The sequence below is a fragment of the Agrobacterium pusense genome, assembly GCF_900102105.1.
In the GTDB taxonomy this organism is placed as follows: Bacteria; Pseudomonadota; Alphaproteobacteria; order Rhizobiales; family Rhizobiaceae; genus Agrobacterium; species Agrobacterium pusense.
Genome location: NZ_FNBB01000006.1, coordinates 159,230 through 174,576, shown reverse-complemented (window position 1 = coordinate 174,576; position 15,347 = coordinate 159,230). Strand labels below are relative to the sequence as shown.

The following is a 15,347-nucleotide window of genomic DNA, read 5'->3' as shown; positions in this document are numbered from 1 at the left end:
AATAAGATAATTTACTTGAATTATTATATTGCGCTTATCGTCGGTTCCACGCTATTAATTTTCTAACAGACGGGAAGTTGAAGAGATGACGGTGCACACGGTGGACGCTTATCCCGTAGCAATCGGAAAAAACCCTGAGCGGAGCCGCGAACATAACAGGCGAGTCGTCCTCGATATTGTCCGGCGGCACGGCTCCCTCGGCCGCGCCGAGATCGCCAAGATCACGCATCTGACGCCGCAGGCGGTCGCCAATATCGTCGATGAACTCATGGGCGAGGAGTTGCTGAAGGAGCTCGGCCGTCGTCGCTCCGGTCGCGGCCAGCCGCCGATCCAGTTTTCGGTCAACCCGGATGGCGGGGCGACGATCGGCGTGGAAATCGCCGCCGACCATATGGTCACCGTCGGTCTTGATCTCGCCGGCGTTCTTCGCACGCAGCGCATCACGCCGCTCTCGGACACGACACCGGAAGCCATATTCAAGACCTTTGCCGCCGAGCATAACGCCGTTGCCAAAAATCTAGGCTGCAGGCTTCTTGGCACCGGGGTCGTCATGCCCGGTCCCTTCGAGATCGATGGCATGACTTCGGTGGGACCGACGACGCTTTCCGGCTGGGGCGGCATTGATGCCCGGCAGATGCTGGGCGAAGCCTGCGGCCAGCCGGTCGTGGTTGAAAACGATGCCACGGCCGCAGCAGTCGGGGAACGGCTGTTTGGTGCTGGTCTGGCGATCCCGAATTTCTGCATGATCTATTTCGGCGTCGGTATCGGCCTCGGCATCATCCAGGATGGCGCGCCCTATCGCGGTGCATTCGGGAATGCCGGCGAAATCGGCCATGTGACTGTTTCGCCGAGGGGAAGGCCTTGTCCTTCTTGCGGGCAGAGAGGGTGCCTGGAGGCTTATGCCTCAGTCTATGTACTGAAGGAAAAGCTTGTATTCGCCGGTGTTGCGGATACGGAGCTTGATGATCTGGAGGCCCTGTTCAAGGCAGGCCATCCCGTGGTGAGGGAATGGATCGACGAAGCTGCGGCGCATCTGGCGCCCATGGTGGCGATGCTCGAGAATATTCTCGATCCGCAGACAGTCATTCTCGGCGGCGCTCTGCCTGAGGTCATCATCAGTGAAATCATTGTACGGATGGGGCCTTTGCCGACCTCGGTCGCAAGTCGCAGGCAGCGGGAACTTCCGCGTGTCATCCATGGCAAGTCCGGGCAGTTGACTGCTGCCCTCGGCGCTGCCGCCTTGCCGCTTTTCGATATCGTCACGCCAAAACTTGAGACATCCATGGGAGCCGCAGCGCAGGCACCCGGCTGAATATTGGAGGAGACCGCCCATGCTTACCCCCCGGGAGCGCATCGAACGGCAAATGGCCGATCCGTGGCTCATACGCCTGCATCGCAGGCTGAGCGCGCTGAAGTCCACGGTGACCGTCATGCATACCGGCGCACATCCGGACGACGAGCAGAACGGGTTGCTTGCCTATTTCCGCATGGAGCTTGGCATGCGTACCATCATCGCCTGCTCGACACGTGGCGAGGGCGGTCAGAATGCGCTGGGGCCGGAAAGGCTCGGCGCGCTCGGCGTCATCCGCTCGCGGGAGCTGGAGGAGGCGGCCCGCGTCATCGATGCGGATATCAGCTGGCTCGGCCATGGGCCGGCGGATCTCATTCATGACTTCGGGTTCTCGAAGGATGGCGACCAGACCTTTGGCCGCTGGGGGCAGCAGCGCATCATTGAGCGGCTGGTGCGCGCCTATCGCAAGGAGCGGCCGGATATCGTCATCCCGACCTTTCTCGATGTGCCGGGACAACATGGGCACCACCGCGCCATGACGCGTGCGGCAAAGAGCGCCATCGCGCTGGCGGCGGACCCTGCGGCCTGTCCTGAACATCTTGCAGAGGGGCTGAAGCCGTGGCAGGTGGCGAAATATTACCTTCCCGCGTGGTCGGGCGGTGGTGACACCTATGATGACGAAGTGCCGCCGCCCGAGACGACCGTAACGGTAAACGCTCGCGGCAGGGAGCAGGCGACTGGCGCGCAATATGACCGGATCGGCGAATGGTCGCGTTATTATCACGCTTCTCAGGGAATGGGATATTGGCCAAAGCTGGCGCAGGAGGTCTGGCCGCTGCATCTCGAACTCGCCAGTGATGCAAGGGGCCAAGAACACTCGATCCTCGACGGGCTGCCGTCTTCGTTGTCAGACCTTGCGGTGTTCCCGGGCCTGGATGCCGAATTGGCAAAGGCGCTGGTCAAGGCGGAACAGGCGATAAGCGAAGCGATATCAGCCTTTCCCGACAGGCAGCGGATCACGGCGTCACTTCTTGCGGCGGCAGCGCTTTTGCAGACGGTGGACGAATCCGCCACTGCGGATTTCAGGGAACTGCACGGACATCGGATCAGGCGCAAACGGGCGCAGGTCGATGCCGCCATCCTGACGGCGCTTGATGTTTTCGAGCGGGCCTACGCCGCGCCGGCGGAGATCGTACCAGGTGGAACGTCGGTTCTTTCCGTGGAGCTTTCAGATAAGGCGGCTCACATTGATGTCGAGGTCACCCTGGTCCTGCCATCAGGTGTATCGTCATCCATCCAGTCACTTGGCGAGACGCGGGTCTTTACGCTTGTCGCGGATCAGGATGCACCTGTTTCCGGGCTGTATCAGCCTGACTGGAAAGCCATGGGCGGCAATGGCCATGCCTCAGTGCGGCTTTCCGCAACGGTTGAAGGCAGAACGGTTTCGGCCGCCTTCGACCTTGAGGAACCGTTTTTCGTGACGCCGGCGCAGTCGCTGACCATTGCGCCGGACGCTCTTCTGGTTCCGCTCGGACAGGGGCAGGAGGCGCATGTCTTTCAGGCGCATATAAAGGGCGCCGATGCGTCGCTGTCGTTCAGGAATACGGGCGGCTGGAACCTGCGCAAGAACGGCGGCGACTGGATTGCCGAACGTAACGGCGAGGCCAGGGTGGGCCTTGCCCAGATCGAGGCGCTTGTCGGTGCGCAACCCGCTTTTCAGATAACGCCGATCGCTTATCCGCACATCGGTCGGGCAAGATTTCTGGCGCCGTCCGTTCTGAAGATCCTCTCGCTGGACCTGAAGCTGCCCGAGAAGGCGCGGATCGGCTATGTCGGTGGTGGTGCTGACAGGGTGGGTCTTTGGCTGTCGCGAATGGGACTCGATGTCACCGACCTCGACGCTCAGGCGCTTGGCGGGGACCTGTCATCCTTCACGACGATCGTTATTGGCATCTTCGCCTTCGGCATCCGCAGGGATCTCGCTGCCGAGACGGAGAAACTTCACCGCTTCGTCGAAAACGGCGGTCATCTGGTCACGCTCTATCACCGGCCGACTGACGGATGGAATCCGGAAACGACACCAGTTCGGCGTCTTGAGATCGGCAAGCCTTCCCTGCGCTGGCGTGTGACCGATCCGCAGGCGGAAGTAACGGTGCTCTTGCCCGACCATCCGCTGCTTGTCGGGCCGAACAGGATTGATGCCGCTGACTGGGGGGGCTGGGACAAGGAGCGCGGGCTTTATTTCGCCTCGCGCTGGGATGATGTCTACGAGCCATTGCTCGCCATGCATGATGTCGATGAGCAGCCGCTGAAGGGTGCGCTGGTTTCGGGCGCCATCGGCAAGGGTAGGCATACCCATACCAGCCTCGTGCTGCATCACCAGATGGACAAGCTTGTGCCTGGCGCTTTCCGCCTCATGGCCAATCTTGTGCAACCGGCGTGAATGGCGACGATCAAAGCGAAGAACAGCAAGGCCCTCGCGAAACGGACACCCGCGCGGGCATAGGCTGGCTGTTGCTGGACATGACCCTTGTTGCGGGCGGTATGACCGCGCTCGTCAAGGCACAAGGCGTCACCTATCCCGCCTTCCAGCTCGTCTTTATCAGGGCGATGATTGGCCTGATGTTCATCCTGCCACTGATCTGGCGGCACCGGGGAGAAATGGCGCGCATCCAATATCCCTGGCGTAACATTTTCCGCATCTGCTGCAATGCCATCGCACTCACCAGCAATTTCATCGCCATCACCCTGTTGCCGCTTGCGACCGTCAATGCCGTTGGTTTTTCCCGGCCATTGGTGACGATGGCGATGGCTGTCGCCTTTCTTGGCGAAAGCGTGAGCCGCTTTCGCTGGGCGGGAGCCTGTCTTGCATTTGTCGGCGTTCTGGTCGTCATTGGGCCGGGCGGCGCGGAATTTGGCGTGGGCGTGATTGTTGTTCTGATATCGGTGGTGTTCGGTGCGCTTGCGGTTATCCAGACACGAGCGCTGCGGCGGGAGAACACCACTGTCATGATGGTGTTCTACACGGTGGGCCTCGCCGTCATCACCGCCATTCCGGCAATCTGGACATGGAAGCCGGTTGCGTCATTTGACTGGGTTCCGTTGCTCGGCATCGGATTGCTGGCGCAAATGGGACAATATTGCTTCCTGCGGGCCTATCGTATCGCGGATGCAAGCGTCCTTGCGCCGGTCAGTTATCTGTCGATCCTGTTTGTGACTGCGGTCGGATATTTTCTGTTCGACGAAGTGCCTGAAGCCCGCGTTGTGTTCGGCATCATCATCATTCTCGTGTCGCTGCAATCGACTGCGCTTGCGGAATATCTCTTGAAATGGCTGCGCCGCAAAAGATGACGGGCAGGTTCTATCGCGATTGTGCAAGGACCCGAAGCCTAATCCAGCTCAGCGCCGCAAGTTTCAAACGGTCGTAAAACGAACGGGCAAAACGCACATAGCGCATGATCCAGGCGAGCCAGCCATAGGTGAGAAGCTTTTCCCGGCCAGCATGGTAGATGCGTTCGACAATCAGGAAGGTCGAAAGATGGGCAATGATCGTCAGAACCACCCCCGACTTGAAAGCCCCATGGGCAAAGAGGACGAGGCCTATGATCTTCATCGGTTCCGCAATCGCGAAGGGAACGGCGAGACAGAGCAGAATGGCAAGGCGCGGCAGCTGCGCTATCCGGCTTTCCAGCCGCTGGATGATTTTCAGGTTCGACAGGGCCCTGATGACCGGCCGGTAGAGCGGACGGAAAATGCCGTCGAGAACCATGGCGAAAACGATGATCGCCCTGAGCGGAAAGACGAGAATCGTCCGGATTTTGCTGTTCACCTCTGCCAGCCTCCAAAGAAGGTGTAACGCCTATTCTTAATCGCCTGAAACATGTCAAAACCAAGTCCTGTTTCGCGTCAGCCCTGCCTCACACTGGCATACATGCCGGTGGTGCGGAACTCGCTCGGATTGGTGCCGTAAAGCCTGCGGAACACCTTCGAGAAATAGTTCGGATCCTCGAAACCGCATAGCACCGAGACTTCCTTGATTGGAATGTTGGCTGCGGTCGTCAATAGCTTCGCTGCCCGTCTCAGGCGTCTTTGCAAGACGAATTCCGCCGGCGGCAGGCCTTCGCTTGCGGTGAAGATTCGGGAAAAATGCGCGCGGCTGAGACCCGCCACGGCGGCAAGGTCGCTGACGGAAAGTCGGTCGCCAAGGTGGCTGTCTATATAGCTCAGCACCTGCTGCATCGTGCGATATTCGCCGCCAAAGGAAGGATGCGAGCCGAAGACATCGTCATAAAGCGTCATCGCCGCCTCATAGGCGACAGCCGACGCCGCCCCCGGTGTCTCGGCACCGTTGACGAGACGTGAGCAGCATCCTGCGAGATGATCCACCGTTTCAGGCTGCAGCTTGAGGATCGGGCCGGTGACGGAAAGAATGTTGCGGTGGATGCGGAGCGCTTCCTCGCCATTCATTGAGATCCAGAAGAACTCCCACTCCTTGCCACCTTCCAGCCAATAGCGGTGATTGTGAGGGATGAGCAGCAGCAGGGTTTCGCCGGGCCTCACCAGGTAATGGCGGTTCTCATAGCGCAGGTTGCCCTGACCGCCGATGCAATATTGCAGGACGGTAAAGGGCGTCTGTCCGCGTTTGCGACCATCCCAATCATAATTGCCGCCACGGCGGATTTCATAACCGCTGCTGGTAGGCATGGTGTGCAGCGTCTGGCGGCCGCGCGGCAGCGAGACGGTTCGCATGCCGGGTCCCTGATCGATCAAATCCTGCAGCACAAAATTACCCATGAAAGCATAATCCTTCTCTGGTCCTCGCCGGTATTATACGCATAATCCCGATCCGAGGAGACAGCCAGCAGGATATTGTTGCTGAAAAATTGGAGAGGAAGGCCGGTTTTCCGGGATTCTCACGGGTATTTTTCTGCAATGCCATTTCACGATCCGTCGGCCCGTTTCACCCGTTCGATTCGCAACAGAGGTGGCGTTATGAGTTTCAAAATCGCTATTATTGGCGCTGGCAGCGTCGGTTTCACGAAAAAACTGTTCACCGATCTCCTGTGTGTGCCGGAGTTTCGCGATATTGAAGTCGCGCTCACGGATATCAGCCAGCACAATCTCGATATGATCAGGGCAATCCTTGACAAGATCGTTGAGGCAAATGGTTTCCCCGTGAAGGTGACCGCCCATACCGACCGCCGCCGGGCGCTGGAGGGCGCGAAATACATCATCAGCTGCGTGCGGGTCGGCGGGCTCGAAGCCTATGCGGACGATATCCGCATTCCGCTGAAATACGGCATCGACCAGTGCGTAGGTGATACAATCTGCGCCGGCGGCATTCTCTACGGTCAGCGCAACATTCCCGTCATTCTCGATTTCTGCAAGGATATCCGCGAGGTTGCGGCACCCGGCGCAAAGTTCCTGAACTATGCCAACCCCATGGCCATGAATACCTGGGCAGCCATCGAATATGGCAAGGTGGACACGGTCGGTCTCTGCCATGGCGTTCAGCACGGGGCGGAACAGATTGCCGAAATCCTCGGTGCGAAATCCCCGGCAGAACTCGATTACATCTGCTCCGGCATCAACCACCAGACATGGTTCATCGATCTGCGGCTCAATGGCGGCAAGATCGGTAAGGAGGAGCTGGTTGCCGCGTTTGAGGCGCATCCGGTCTTCTCGCAGCAGGAGAAGCTTCGCATCGACGTGCTGAAGCGCTTCGGCGTCTATTCGACCGAAAGCAACGGCCATCTCTCCGAATATCTGCCATGGTATCGTAAGCGGCCAGAGGAAATCGCCCGCTGGATCGACATGTCCGACTGGATTCACGGGGAAACCGGCGGTTATCTCCGCCACTCCACCGAAACGCGCAACTGGTTCGAAACGGAATTCCCGCAGTTTCTCGCCTCGGCCGACAAGCCGATTGATCCGGCCAAGCGCTCCAACGAACATGCAAGCCATATTCTTGAGGCGCTGGAGACCGGGCGTGTCTATCGCGGCCACTTCAACGTCAAGAACAATGGCGTCATCAGCAATCTGCCGGCGGACGCCATCATCGAATCGCCCGGTTTTGTCGACCGTTTCGGCATCAACATGGTTTCCGGCATCACGTTGCCGGAAGCCTGCGCGGCCACCTGCATGGCGTCCATCAACGTGCAGCGCATGTCGGTCCATGCGGCAGTCACTGGCGATATCGATCTTTTGAAACTCGCCGTGCTGCATGATCCGCTGGTCGGCGCCGTCGCCACGCCGGAGGAGGTCTGGCAGATGGTTGACGAGATGGTTGTCGCTCAGGCGCGCTGGCTGCCACAATATGCCGATGCCGTTCCGGCGGCGAAGGAGCGACTTGCGAAGTCCAGCGTCAAGACCCGTGACTGGGCGGGTGCCGCGCGCCGCAACGTGCGTTCCATCGAGGAATTGCGGGCCGAGAAATCGGCGCTGAAAAAGGCCGTTTGAAGGAAAAGACATGGGAAAAGGCCGGCGGCGGAAGGGAGTTCGCCGTCCGGTCTCAACGATGAGAGAGGGTCGGCGGTCGAAGAGCTGCCATTTGGGAGGAATGACGATGTTACTTCAACGCAGGATTGGTATCATCTCGGCACTGGGGTTCGGTGTTTCGATGATCGCACTCAATGCGAATGCCTTCGAGACCACGACGCCGCCCGAGCCGCCGCAATTTCCGGCCGAAGGCAAGATCAACTATGTGGCGCGCGACTCGATCCTCGAATTCAAGGCGCTGCCAAGCTACAGCGAACCCGGCTGGATTACCGAGAAATTCGAAAAGACCGGCAAGCTGCCGCCGCTGAAAGAGCGCCTGCCCGAGGAGCCGCTAGTCTACAAAACAGGCAATATGCCCGACGGCATGGGCGTCTACGGCGATACGATGCGCCATGTGGTCGGCGGCAGGCCGGAGGGCTGGAACTATATTGCCGGCCAGAGCCAGGGCTGGGGCGGCATCGATATCGCCCTTTCCGAGTGCCTGACGCGCACCGCGCCACTGTTCCAGGTAGATGCCAAGGATACCGAGCCGCTGCCCAATCTGGCGAAAAGCTGGGAGTGGTCGGAAGATGGCCACAAGCTGACGATGCATCTCGTCAAGGGTGCGAAATGGTCGGATGGCGAGCCCTTCAACGCCGATGACGTGATGTTCTACTGGGAAGACGCCGTCATCGATCCCAATGTCTCACCGCTTGGCGGTGGTGCATCGCCTGAGGCTTTCGGTGAAGGAACGACGCTGAAGAAGATCGATGACTATACCGTCGAATGGACCTTCAAGGCGGCGTTCCCCAAGCAATATCTCTACACCATGGCCTATCCGAGCTTCTGCCCCGGGCCGTCGCATATTCTGAAACCCCAGCATCCGAAATATTCCAAGAACACCTATAACCAGTTCAAAAACGCGTTCCCGCCTGAGTATATGAACATGCCGGTCATGGGCGCATGGGTTCCGGTTTCTTATCGGCCGGATGATCTCATCGTGCTGCGGCGCAACCCCTATTACTGGAAAGTGGACGAGAAAGGCCAGCAGTTGCCCTATCTCAATGAAGTCCATTACAAGCTCTCCACCTGGGCGGACCGTGACGTGCAGGCCGTGGCGGGATCGGGCGATTTCTCCAATCTCGAGCAGCCGGAGAATTTCGTCGCCTCGCTGAAACGCGCCGCTGACCCCAATGCGCCAGCCCGCCTTGCCTTTGGACCGCGCCTTATCGGGTACAATCTGCAGATGAATTTTTCCGCCAATGGCTGGGGCAATCCGGATGAGCGCGGACAGGCCATTCGTGAGCTGAACCGTAACGAGGTGTTCCGCCAGGCCGTCACCTCCGCTCTTGATCGCAAGGCGATCGGTGACTCGCTGGTGAAGGGGCCTTTCACGGCGATCTATCCGGGTGGCATTTCGTCCGGGACAAGCTTCTATGATCGTGCTTCGACGGTCTATTACCCCTTCAACCTCGAGGCTGCCAAGGCGGCGCTGGCTTCGATTGGCCTGAAAGACACTGACGGCGACGGTTTCCTGAATTTCCCCAAGGAAACGCTTGGCGGCCGTAATGTCGAGATTACCCTTCTCGTCAACAACGGTTACGCGACAGACAAGAGCCTTGCGGAAGGTCTCGTCGGCCAGATGGCGAAACTTGGGCTTCGCGTCGTCATCAATAGCCTCGATTCAAACCAGCGTGACGCCGCCCATTATGGCGGGCAGTTTGACTGGCTGGTGCGGCGCAATTCCACCGAGCTTTCATCCGTGGTGCAGAATACCGAGCAACTGGCGCCTGTCGGGCCGCGCACCAGCTGGAACCATCGTGCACCCGAAGGCAAGGAACTGGACCTGATGCCGTTCGAGAAGGACATGGCCGACATTGTGCGCAAGTTCATATCTTCGCAGGACAATGCCGAGCGGGCCGAGCTGATGAAGCAGTACCAGAAGGTCTACACGCAGAACCTCTACACGATTGGCCTCACCGAATATCCCGGTGCGCTCATCGTCAACAAGCGGTTCTCCAATGTGCCGCAGGGTACGCCGATCTTCATGTTTAACTGGGCCGAAGACGCCATCATCCGCGAACGCCTGTGGGTCGCGGCCGACAAGCAGGGCAAATATGAACTTTTCCCTGAGCAGCTTCCCGGCAAGCCGGGCGAGGGCGGGCCGATCAACTGAAGCTTCCGGTAAAGGTGCGTAACGCCATTATGTCCGGAAGTACGAAACCTGAAGAACTCCTCCCGGAGCACACCCGGTACCGGTCGCGCGTGAAGCGCGGCCGGCAACACACGGCCAATCCAAACCGAGGAAGACCGTTCGATGCTGAGATTTCTGACGATACGCGTGGCATCCGCCATTCCGGTGCTGTTGATCCTGAGCGTGGTGACCTTCGCCATCATTCAGGCACCGCCCGGCGATTACGCCGACTACATCCGCTCGCAGCTGATGAACCAGGGCGGAGCGTCCTTCGAGCAGGCGGAAGCGCAGGCGCAGGCATACCGTATCGAACACGGACTCGATAAGCCGCTCGTTATTCAATATTTCAACTGGATCGGCGGCATCCTCACCCGCGGCGATTTCGGCTACAGCTTTTATTACAACAAGCCGGTCGCCGATGTGGTTGGCGAACGCCTGCCGCGCACTATCGTGCTGGCGCTGGTCTGCCACATCTTCGCATCGGTACTTGGCATCGCCTTCGGCATATGGGCCGCCACACGGCAATATTCCTGGGTCGACAACCTGCTCTCCACCATTGCCTTCCTCGGCATGACGATCCCGCGCTTCCTGATGGCGCTGATCCTCGTCTACCTCATGGTATTTCATTTCGATGTGTCGGAGATCGGCAGTTTCTTTTCACCGCAATATGGCGGTGCGCCGTGGTCATGGGCGAAATTCGTCGATCTGGTCAGCCACGTCTGGCCGGTCGTCGCTATCGCCGTCTTCGGGGGGCTGGCCTACAATATGCGGGTGATGCGCGGCAATCTGCTCGATACGCTGAATGCGCAATATGTCGAGACGGCGCGTGCCAAGGGCCTTTCGGAAGGCGCCGTCATCATGCGCCATGCGGTGCCGAATGCCGTGCACCCGCTCGTCATGTATCAGGGCGTGGTGCTGCCCTACATGCTGAGCGGCGAGATCGAGACCGCGATCATCTTCGCGTTGCCGACCGTCGGCCCGGCCATCGTCGGCTCCATGGCGGTGGGGGACGTCTATGTCACCGCGACCTTCATGATGGTGCTGGCCGCCACGCTGATCGTCGGCAATATCATCGCCGATATGCTGCTCGCCATGCTCGACCCGCGCGTCCGCGAATTCGGGAGGGCCTGAGATGATGGCGTTTGACGAGATGAAAACCGAAACGGCCGCCGCGGCAAAACCCGACCGCTCCGCCAATGGCAACGAGACCTATCTGGCGCTTGTCTGGCGGCGTCTCAGACGATCCTTCACGGGTATGGTCGGGCTGGTACTAGTGGTGCTGCTGATCCTCATCTCCATTTTTGCGGACTTCTTCGCGCCGATGAACCCGCTCGAAACCCATGGCAGCTTTTCGCCGCCGCAGGTGGTCCGGTTCACCGACAAGGACGGCAATTTCAGCCTGGCGCCACGGGTCTATGCCATTGCGGAGACGGAAGAGCTCGATCCGGTCACCTTCCAGCCGATCGTCGGCCCGGATTACGACAATCCCGTCTATCTCGGCTTCTTCGTGAAGGGTGCGGAATACAAACTTCTGGGTCTCATTCCGATGAGCCGGCATTTCTTCGGCTCTACCGATGGCCAGCCCGTGCATTTCCTAGGAACCGATAAATTCGGACGCGACGTGCTGTCGCGCGCCATCTACGGCTCGCGCATCTCGCTTGCCATTGCACTCAGTGTTGTCGCCATCGTTACCGTCATCGGCACCAGCGTCGGGCTGATTTCCGGCTATTTCGGCGGACCGCTGGATGCCTGGGTGCAGCGTTTCGTGGAGGTGGTGCTCGCCTTCCCGCAATTGCCTCTCTATCTCGCGCTGACTTCTCTTATTCCCGTCACCGCACCAACAACCGTGTTCCTCGTCTTTGTGGTCGGCGTCATGTCGGCGCTGGGCTGGGCGCAGATGTCGCGGGAGGTGCGCGGCAAGACGCTGGCACTGGCGCGGATCGATTATGTCCGGGCAGCGATCGCTGTCGGCGCCACGGACAGGCGCATCATCTTCCAGCACATCCTGCCGAATGTGATGAGCCATGTGATTGTGGCCGTGACCTTGCATATTCCAAGCGTCGTGCTGCTCGAATCCTTCCTCGGTTTCCTCGGCTTTGCGGTGAAGCCGCCGCTGATCTCCTGGGGGCTGATGCTGCAGGACACCGCGACCTATTCGGTCATCGGTTCCTATCCCTGGATTCTTGCACCGGTTGGTTTCGTGCTGGTCACCGTCTTTGCCTTCAACGCGCTGGGCGACGGCCTGCGCGATGCCGTCGATCCCTATTGAGAGGAGCGCGCCAATGGTAGCTGCACAAAACACCTACGCCCCCGCCATCCGCTTCGACGCCGATGATCGTCAGGATAACGCCATCATCGATGCCCGCAATATTGCCGTCACTTTCAAGGTGGAACACGGAATGGTGGAGGCAGTGAAGGACATTTCCTTCCAGCTTTACCGGGGTGAGACCATTGCCATCGTCGGCGAATCCGGTTCGGGAAAATCGGTCACCGCCCGCACCGTCATGGGCTTGTTGACCAAGCGCGCCACAGTCGCGAAATCGGCAGTCGTCCGGTTCAACGGCGACGACATCCTGAAATTCTCGTCGCGCCAGCGCCGGGCGCTGCGCGGCAATCGCATCTCGATGATCTTTCAGGAACCGATGAGTTCGCTGAACCCGATCTATACGATCGGCAGCCAGATTGTAGAGGCAATCCGCGTCCACTCGAAATTGAGCAAGAAGCAGGCAGAGGCGAGGGCGCTCGATCTGCTGCGTCAGGTGCAGATACCGGAGCCGGAAGCGCGGCTCAAACAATACCCGCACCAGCTTTCCGGCGGCCAGCGCCAACGCGTTATGATCGCCATGGCGCTCTCCAATGATCCTGACGTGCTGATTGCCGACGAACCAACGACCGCGCTGGATGTGACGGTGCAGGCGCAGATACTCAACCTCATCCGGGATCTCCAGAAGAAGCGCGGCATGGCCGTGGTCCTCATCACCCATGACCTGACGATCGTGAAGCAGTTCTCCGATTACGTCTATGTCATGCAGCACGGCGAGATGCGTGAGCACAATACCACGGAGAAGCTGTTTGCAGCGCCTCAGCATCCCTACACGAAAAGGCTGCTTGCTTCCGAACCTCGGGGCACGGCAAAGCCGCTGCCGGAGAACTCCGGCGTCCTCCTGACGGCAAGCGGCGTGCGCGTTTCCTTCATGATGCGATATGGCGGCCTGTTCAAACCAGAACTCAAGGAGCTGATAGCGGTCGACAGTCTCGGCTTGACGCTCAGGCGGCACGAGACACTGGGGCTCGTGGGTGAATCCGGCTCCGGAAAGACGACCTTCGGCCAGTCCCTGCTCCGGTTGAACGACCCTGTGGGCGGCGAGGTGGTTTTTGACGGTCAGAGGGTCGATGGCCGTTCCCGGGCTGAAATGCGGCCTCTGCGGTCGCGTATGCAGATCGTCTTTCAGGATCCCTTTGCCTCGCTAAACCCGCGCATGACCATTGGCCAGATCATCGAGGAAGGTCTTATCATCAACGGTCTTGGCAAGACAAAGGCCGAGAGGCTGGACCGGGTGCGCGACGCGCTGGAGGCGGCGGGTATGCCTGGCAACATCCTCTCGCGTTTCCCGCATGAGTTCTCCGGCGGCCAAAGACAGCGCATCGCGATTGCGCGTGCCGTCGCGCTGGAGCCGGAATTCATCCTGCTCGATGAGCCGACCTCCGCACTCGATCTTTCCGTGCAGGCGCAGATCATCGATCTCCTGCGCAAGCTGCAGGATGAGCGTGGCTTGAGCTACCTGTTCATCTCCCACGACCTGAAAGTGGTCCGCGCCCTCTGCCACCGCGTCATCGTCATGCAGCGCGGCCGGATTGTCGAAGAGGGGCCTGTCGAGGACGTGCTCAGTCAGCCAAAAACTGAATATACACAGCGGCTTGTGCGAGCCGCCTTCGAAATCGCTTGAATTCCCAATTGCCGGAGGTAGACATGTCAAGAGATCCCAAGATTGCATTCATCGGCGCAGGTTCCACGGTGTTCATGAAGAACATCATCGGTGACGTGCTGCAGCGTCCGGCCCTTTCCGGCGCCACAATCGCGCTGATGGATATCAACCGTGAAAGGCTGGAAGAAAGCGCCATCGTCGTCAACAAGCTGATTTCGACGCTCGGAGCAAAGGCGAAGGCCGAGACCTATACCGACCAGAAAAAGGCGCTTTCCGGCGCGGATTTTGTTGTCGTGGCGTTCCAGATCGGCGGATACGAGCCGTGCACGGTCACTGATTTCGAAGTGCCGCGTAAGTACGGGCTGCGCCAGACCATTGCTGACACACTTGGCGTCGGCGGCATCATGCGCGGCTTGCGCACAGTGCCTCACCTCTGGAAGATTTGCGAGGACATGCTGGCCGTCTGCCCGAATGCCATTATGTTGCAATATGTGAACCCCATGGCGATAAACACCTGGGCGATTGCCGAAAAATACCCGACGATCCGGCAGGTGGGTCTTTGCCATTCCGTGCAGGGCACGGCGATGGAACTCGCCCATGATCTCGATATTCCCTATGAGGAAATCCGCTACCGTTCGGCCGGTATCAACCATATGGCGTTTTTCCTGGAATTCGAGCATCGCCAGCCCGATGGCAGCTACAGGAGCCTCTACCCCGATCTCGTGCGCGCCTATCGCGAAGGCCGCGCGCCAAAACCCGGCTGGAACCCACGCTGCCCCAACAAGGTGCGGTACGAGATGCTGACGAGGCTCGGTTATTTCGTCACCGAAAGCTCCGAGCATTTCGCGGAATACACGCCCTATTTCATCAAGGAGGGGCGCGAAGACCTGATCGAGAAATTCGGCATTCCGCTCGACGAATATCCAAAGCGCTGCATCGAACAGATCGAGCGCTGGAAGGGCCAGGCGGCCGCCTATCGCTCGGCCGAAAAAATCGAGGTCAAGCAGTCGAAGGAATATGCCTCCTCGATCATCAATTCGGTCTGGACCGGCGAGCCCTCCGTCATCTACGGCAACCAGCGCAATAATGGATGCATCACCTCGCTGCCATCGGATTGCGCGGCGGAAGTGCCCTGCCTGGTCGATCATAACGGCGTGCAGCCCACCTTCATCGGCGAGTTGCCACCGCAGCTCACCGCGCTGATGCGCACCAACATCAATGTTCAGGAGCTGACCGTGCGGGCGTTGATGAGCGAAAACCGCGATCACATCTTTCACGCTGCCATGATGGACCCGCATACTGCGGCGGAACTCGATCTCGATCAGATTTGGTCGCTGGTGGACGATCTGCTGCTGGCCCATAGTGACTGGCTGCCGGAATGGACGCAGGCGGAGGTGAACCGGGCGCGGGCTGTGTAAACATCATCGCCCTCAATAACGGATCGGAGGTGTGCAGCGAG

11 protein-coding genes are annotated in these 15,347 nt (G+C 59.5%); 9 read left to right on the top strand and 2 right to left on the bottom strand.

All coding sequences use genetic code 11. The features are described from left to right. Nucleotides 1-85 precede the first annotated feature (85 nt). The 3 genes from BLU28_RS15745 to BLU28_RS15735 are packed head-to-tail and all read left to right on the top strand — an operon-like array spanning nucleotide 86 to nucleotide 4,642. A complete protein-coding gene (locus BLU28_RS15745; RefSeq protein WP_077987556.1) occupies nucleotides 86-1,312 on the top strand; it encodes an ROK family transcriptional regulator in 1,227 nt (408 codons plus the stop codon). A gap of 19 nt (nucleotides 1,313-1,331) precedes the next feature. Continuing rightward, nucleotides 1,332-3,734: a PIG-L family deacetylase gene (locus BLU28_RS15740; RefSeq protein WP_077987557.1), complete on the top strand. Its 2,403-nt coding sequence runs from the start codon at nucleotides 1,332-1,334 to the stop codon at nucleotides 3,732-3,734. After that, complete coding sequence (locus BLU28_RS15735) at nucleotides 3,731-4,642, top strand: DMT family transporter (RefSeq protein ID WP_034497940.1); 912 nt, start codon at nucleotides 3,731-3,733, stop codon at nucleotides 4,640-4,642. The genes BLU28_RS15740 and BLU28_RS15735 overlap by 4 nt, the downstream gene beginning before the upstream one ends. Before the next feature lie 10 nt (nucleotides 4,643-4,652). On the opposite strand, the gene BLU28_RS15730 is transcribed toward BLU28_RS15735, so the two are convergent. Both BLU28_RS15730 and BLU28_RS15725 read right to left on the bottom strand, forming a co-directional pair. Next, nucleotides 4,653-5,120, bottom strand: coding sequence for a hypothetical protein (locus tag BLU28_RS15730; protein WP_034497939.1), 468 nt, complete (start codon nucleotides 5,118-5,120; stop codon nucleotides 4,653-4,655). A gap of 77 nt (nucleotides 5,121-5,197) precedes the next feature. Further along, nucleotides 5,198-6,085, bottom strand: a complete 888-nt coding sequence (locus BLU28_RS15725) for an AraC family transcriptional regulator (protein ID WP_077987558.1) — start codon at nucleotides 6,083-6,085, stop codon at nucleotides 5,198-5,200. Between the two features lie 198 nt (nucleotides 6,086-6,283). Between BLU28_RS15725 and melA (BLU28_RS15720) the strand changes: the two genes are divergently transcribed. The 6 genes from melA (BLU28_RS15720) to melA (BLU28_RS15695) all read left to right on the top strand — a co-directional run bounded on the left by melA (BLU28_RS15720) (nucleotide 6,284) and on the right by melA (BLU28_RS15695) (nucleotide 15,306). Next, nucleotides 6,284-7,750 (top strand): alpha-glucosidase/alpha-galactosidase, encoded by a 1,467-nt coding sequence (gene melA, locus BLU28_RS15720; protein WP_034497937.1) that lies wholly within the window; start codon nucleotides 6,284-6,286, stop codon nucleotides 7,748-7,750. A gap of 106 nt (nucleotides 7,751-7,856) precedes the next feature. Then, the gene (locus BLU28_RS15715; RefSeq protein WP_022563838.1) at nucleotides 7,857-9,944 is read left to right on the top strand and encodes an ABC transporter substrate-binding protein; all 2,088 of its coding nucleotides are present in this window, start codon (nucleotides 7,857-7,859) and stop codon (nucleotides 9,942-9,944) included. Between the two features lie 141 nt (nucleotides 9,945-10,085). Next, nucleotides 10,086-11,093, top strand: a complete 1,008-nt coding sequence (locus BLU28_RS15710) for an ABC transporter permease (RefSeq protein ID WP_006700288.1) — start codon at nucleotides 10,086-10,088, stop codon at nucleotides 11,091-11,093. A gap of 1 nt (nucleotide 11,094) precedes the next feature. Then, the gene (locus BLU28_RS15705; RefSeq protein WP_022563840.1) at nucleotides 11,095-12,231 is read left to right on the top strand and encodes an ABC transporter permease; all 1,137 of its coding nucleotides are present in this window, start codon (nucleotides 11,095-11,097) and stop codon (nucleotides 12,229-12,231) included. Nucleotides 12,232-12,244: 13 nt separating this feature from the next. Continuing rightward, nucleotides 12,245-13,909, top strand: a complete 1,665-nt coding sequence (locus BLU28_RS15700; RefSeq protein WP_022563841.1) for an ABC transporter ATP-binding protein — start codon at nucleotides 12,245-12,247, stop codon at nucleotides 13,907-13,909. A gap of 23 nt (nucleotides 13,910-13,932) precedes the next feature. Beyond that, nucleotides 13,933-15,306, top strand: a complete 1,374-nt coding sequence (gene melA, locus BLU28_RS15695) for an alpha-glucosidase/alpha-galactosidase (protein WP_077987559.1) — start codon at nucleotides 13,933-13,935, stop codon at nucleotides 15,304-15,306. The last annotated feature ends 41 nt before the right edge of the window (nucleotides 15,307-15,347 follow it).

What these genes read in the sequence shown, in the direction of transcription:
- BLU28_RS15745 (WP_077987556.1), top strand. Translation starts at nt 86, where the DNA reads ATGACGGTGCACACGGTGGACGCTTATCCCGTAGCAATCGGAAAAAAC.
- BLU28_RS15740 (WP_077987557.1), top strand. Translation starts at nt 1,332, where the DNA reads ATGCTTACCCCCCGGGAGCGCATCGAACGGCAAATGGCCGATCCGTGG.
- BLU28_RS15725 (WP_077987558.1), bottom strand. Translation starts at nt 6,085, where the DNA reads ATGGGTAATTTTGTGCTGCAGGATTTGATCGATCAGGGACCCGGCATG.
- melA (WP_034497937.1), top strand. Translation starts at nt 6,284, where the DNA reads ATGAGTTTCAAAATCGCTATTATTGGCGCTGGCAGCGTCGGTTTCACG.
- BLU28_RS15715 (WP_022563838.1), top strand. Translation starts at nt 7,857, where the DNA reads ATGTTACTTCAACGCAGGATTGGTATCATCTCGGCACTGGGGTTCGGT.
- BLU28_RS15710 (WP_006700288.1), top strand. Translation starts at nt 10,086, where the DNA reads ATGCTGAGATTTCTGACGATACGCGTGGCATCCGCCATTCCGGTGCTG.
- BLU28_RS15705 (WP_022563840.1), top strand. Translation starts at nt 11,095, where the DNA reads ATGATGGCGTTTGACGAGATGAAAACCGAAACGGCCGCCGCGGCAAAA.
- BLU28_RS15700 (WP_022563841.1), top strand. Translation starts at nt 12,245, where the DNA reads ATGGTAGCTGCACAAAACACCTACGCCCCCGCCATCCGCTTCGACGCC.
- melA (WP_077987559.1), top strand. Translation starts at nt 13,933, where the DNA reads ATGTCAAGAGATCCCAAGATTGCATTCATCGGCGCAGGTTCCACGGTG.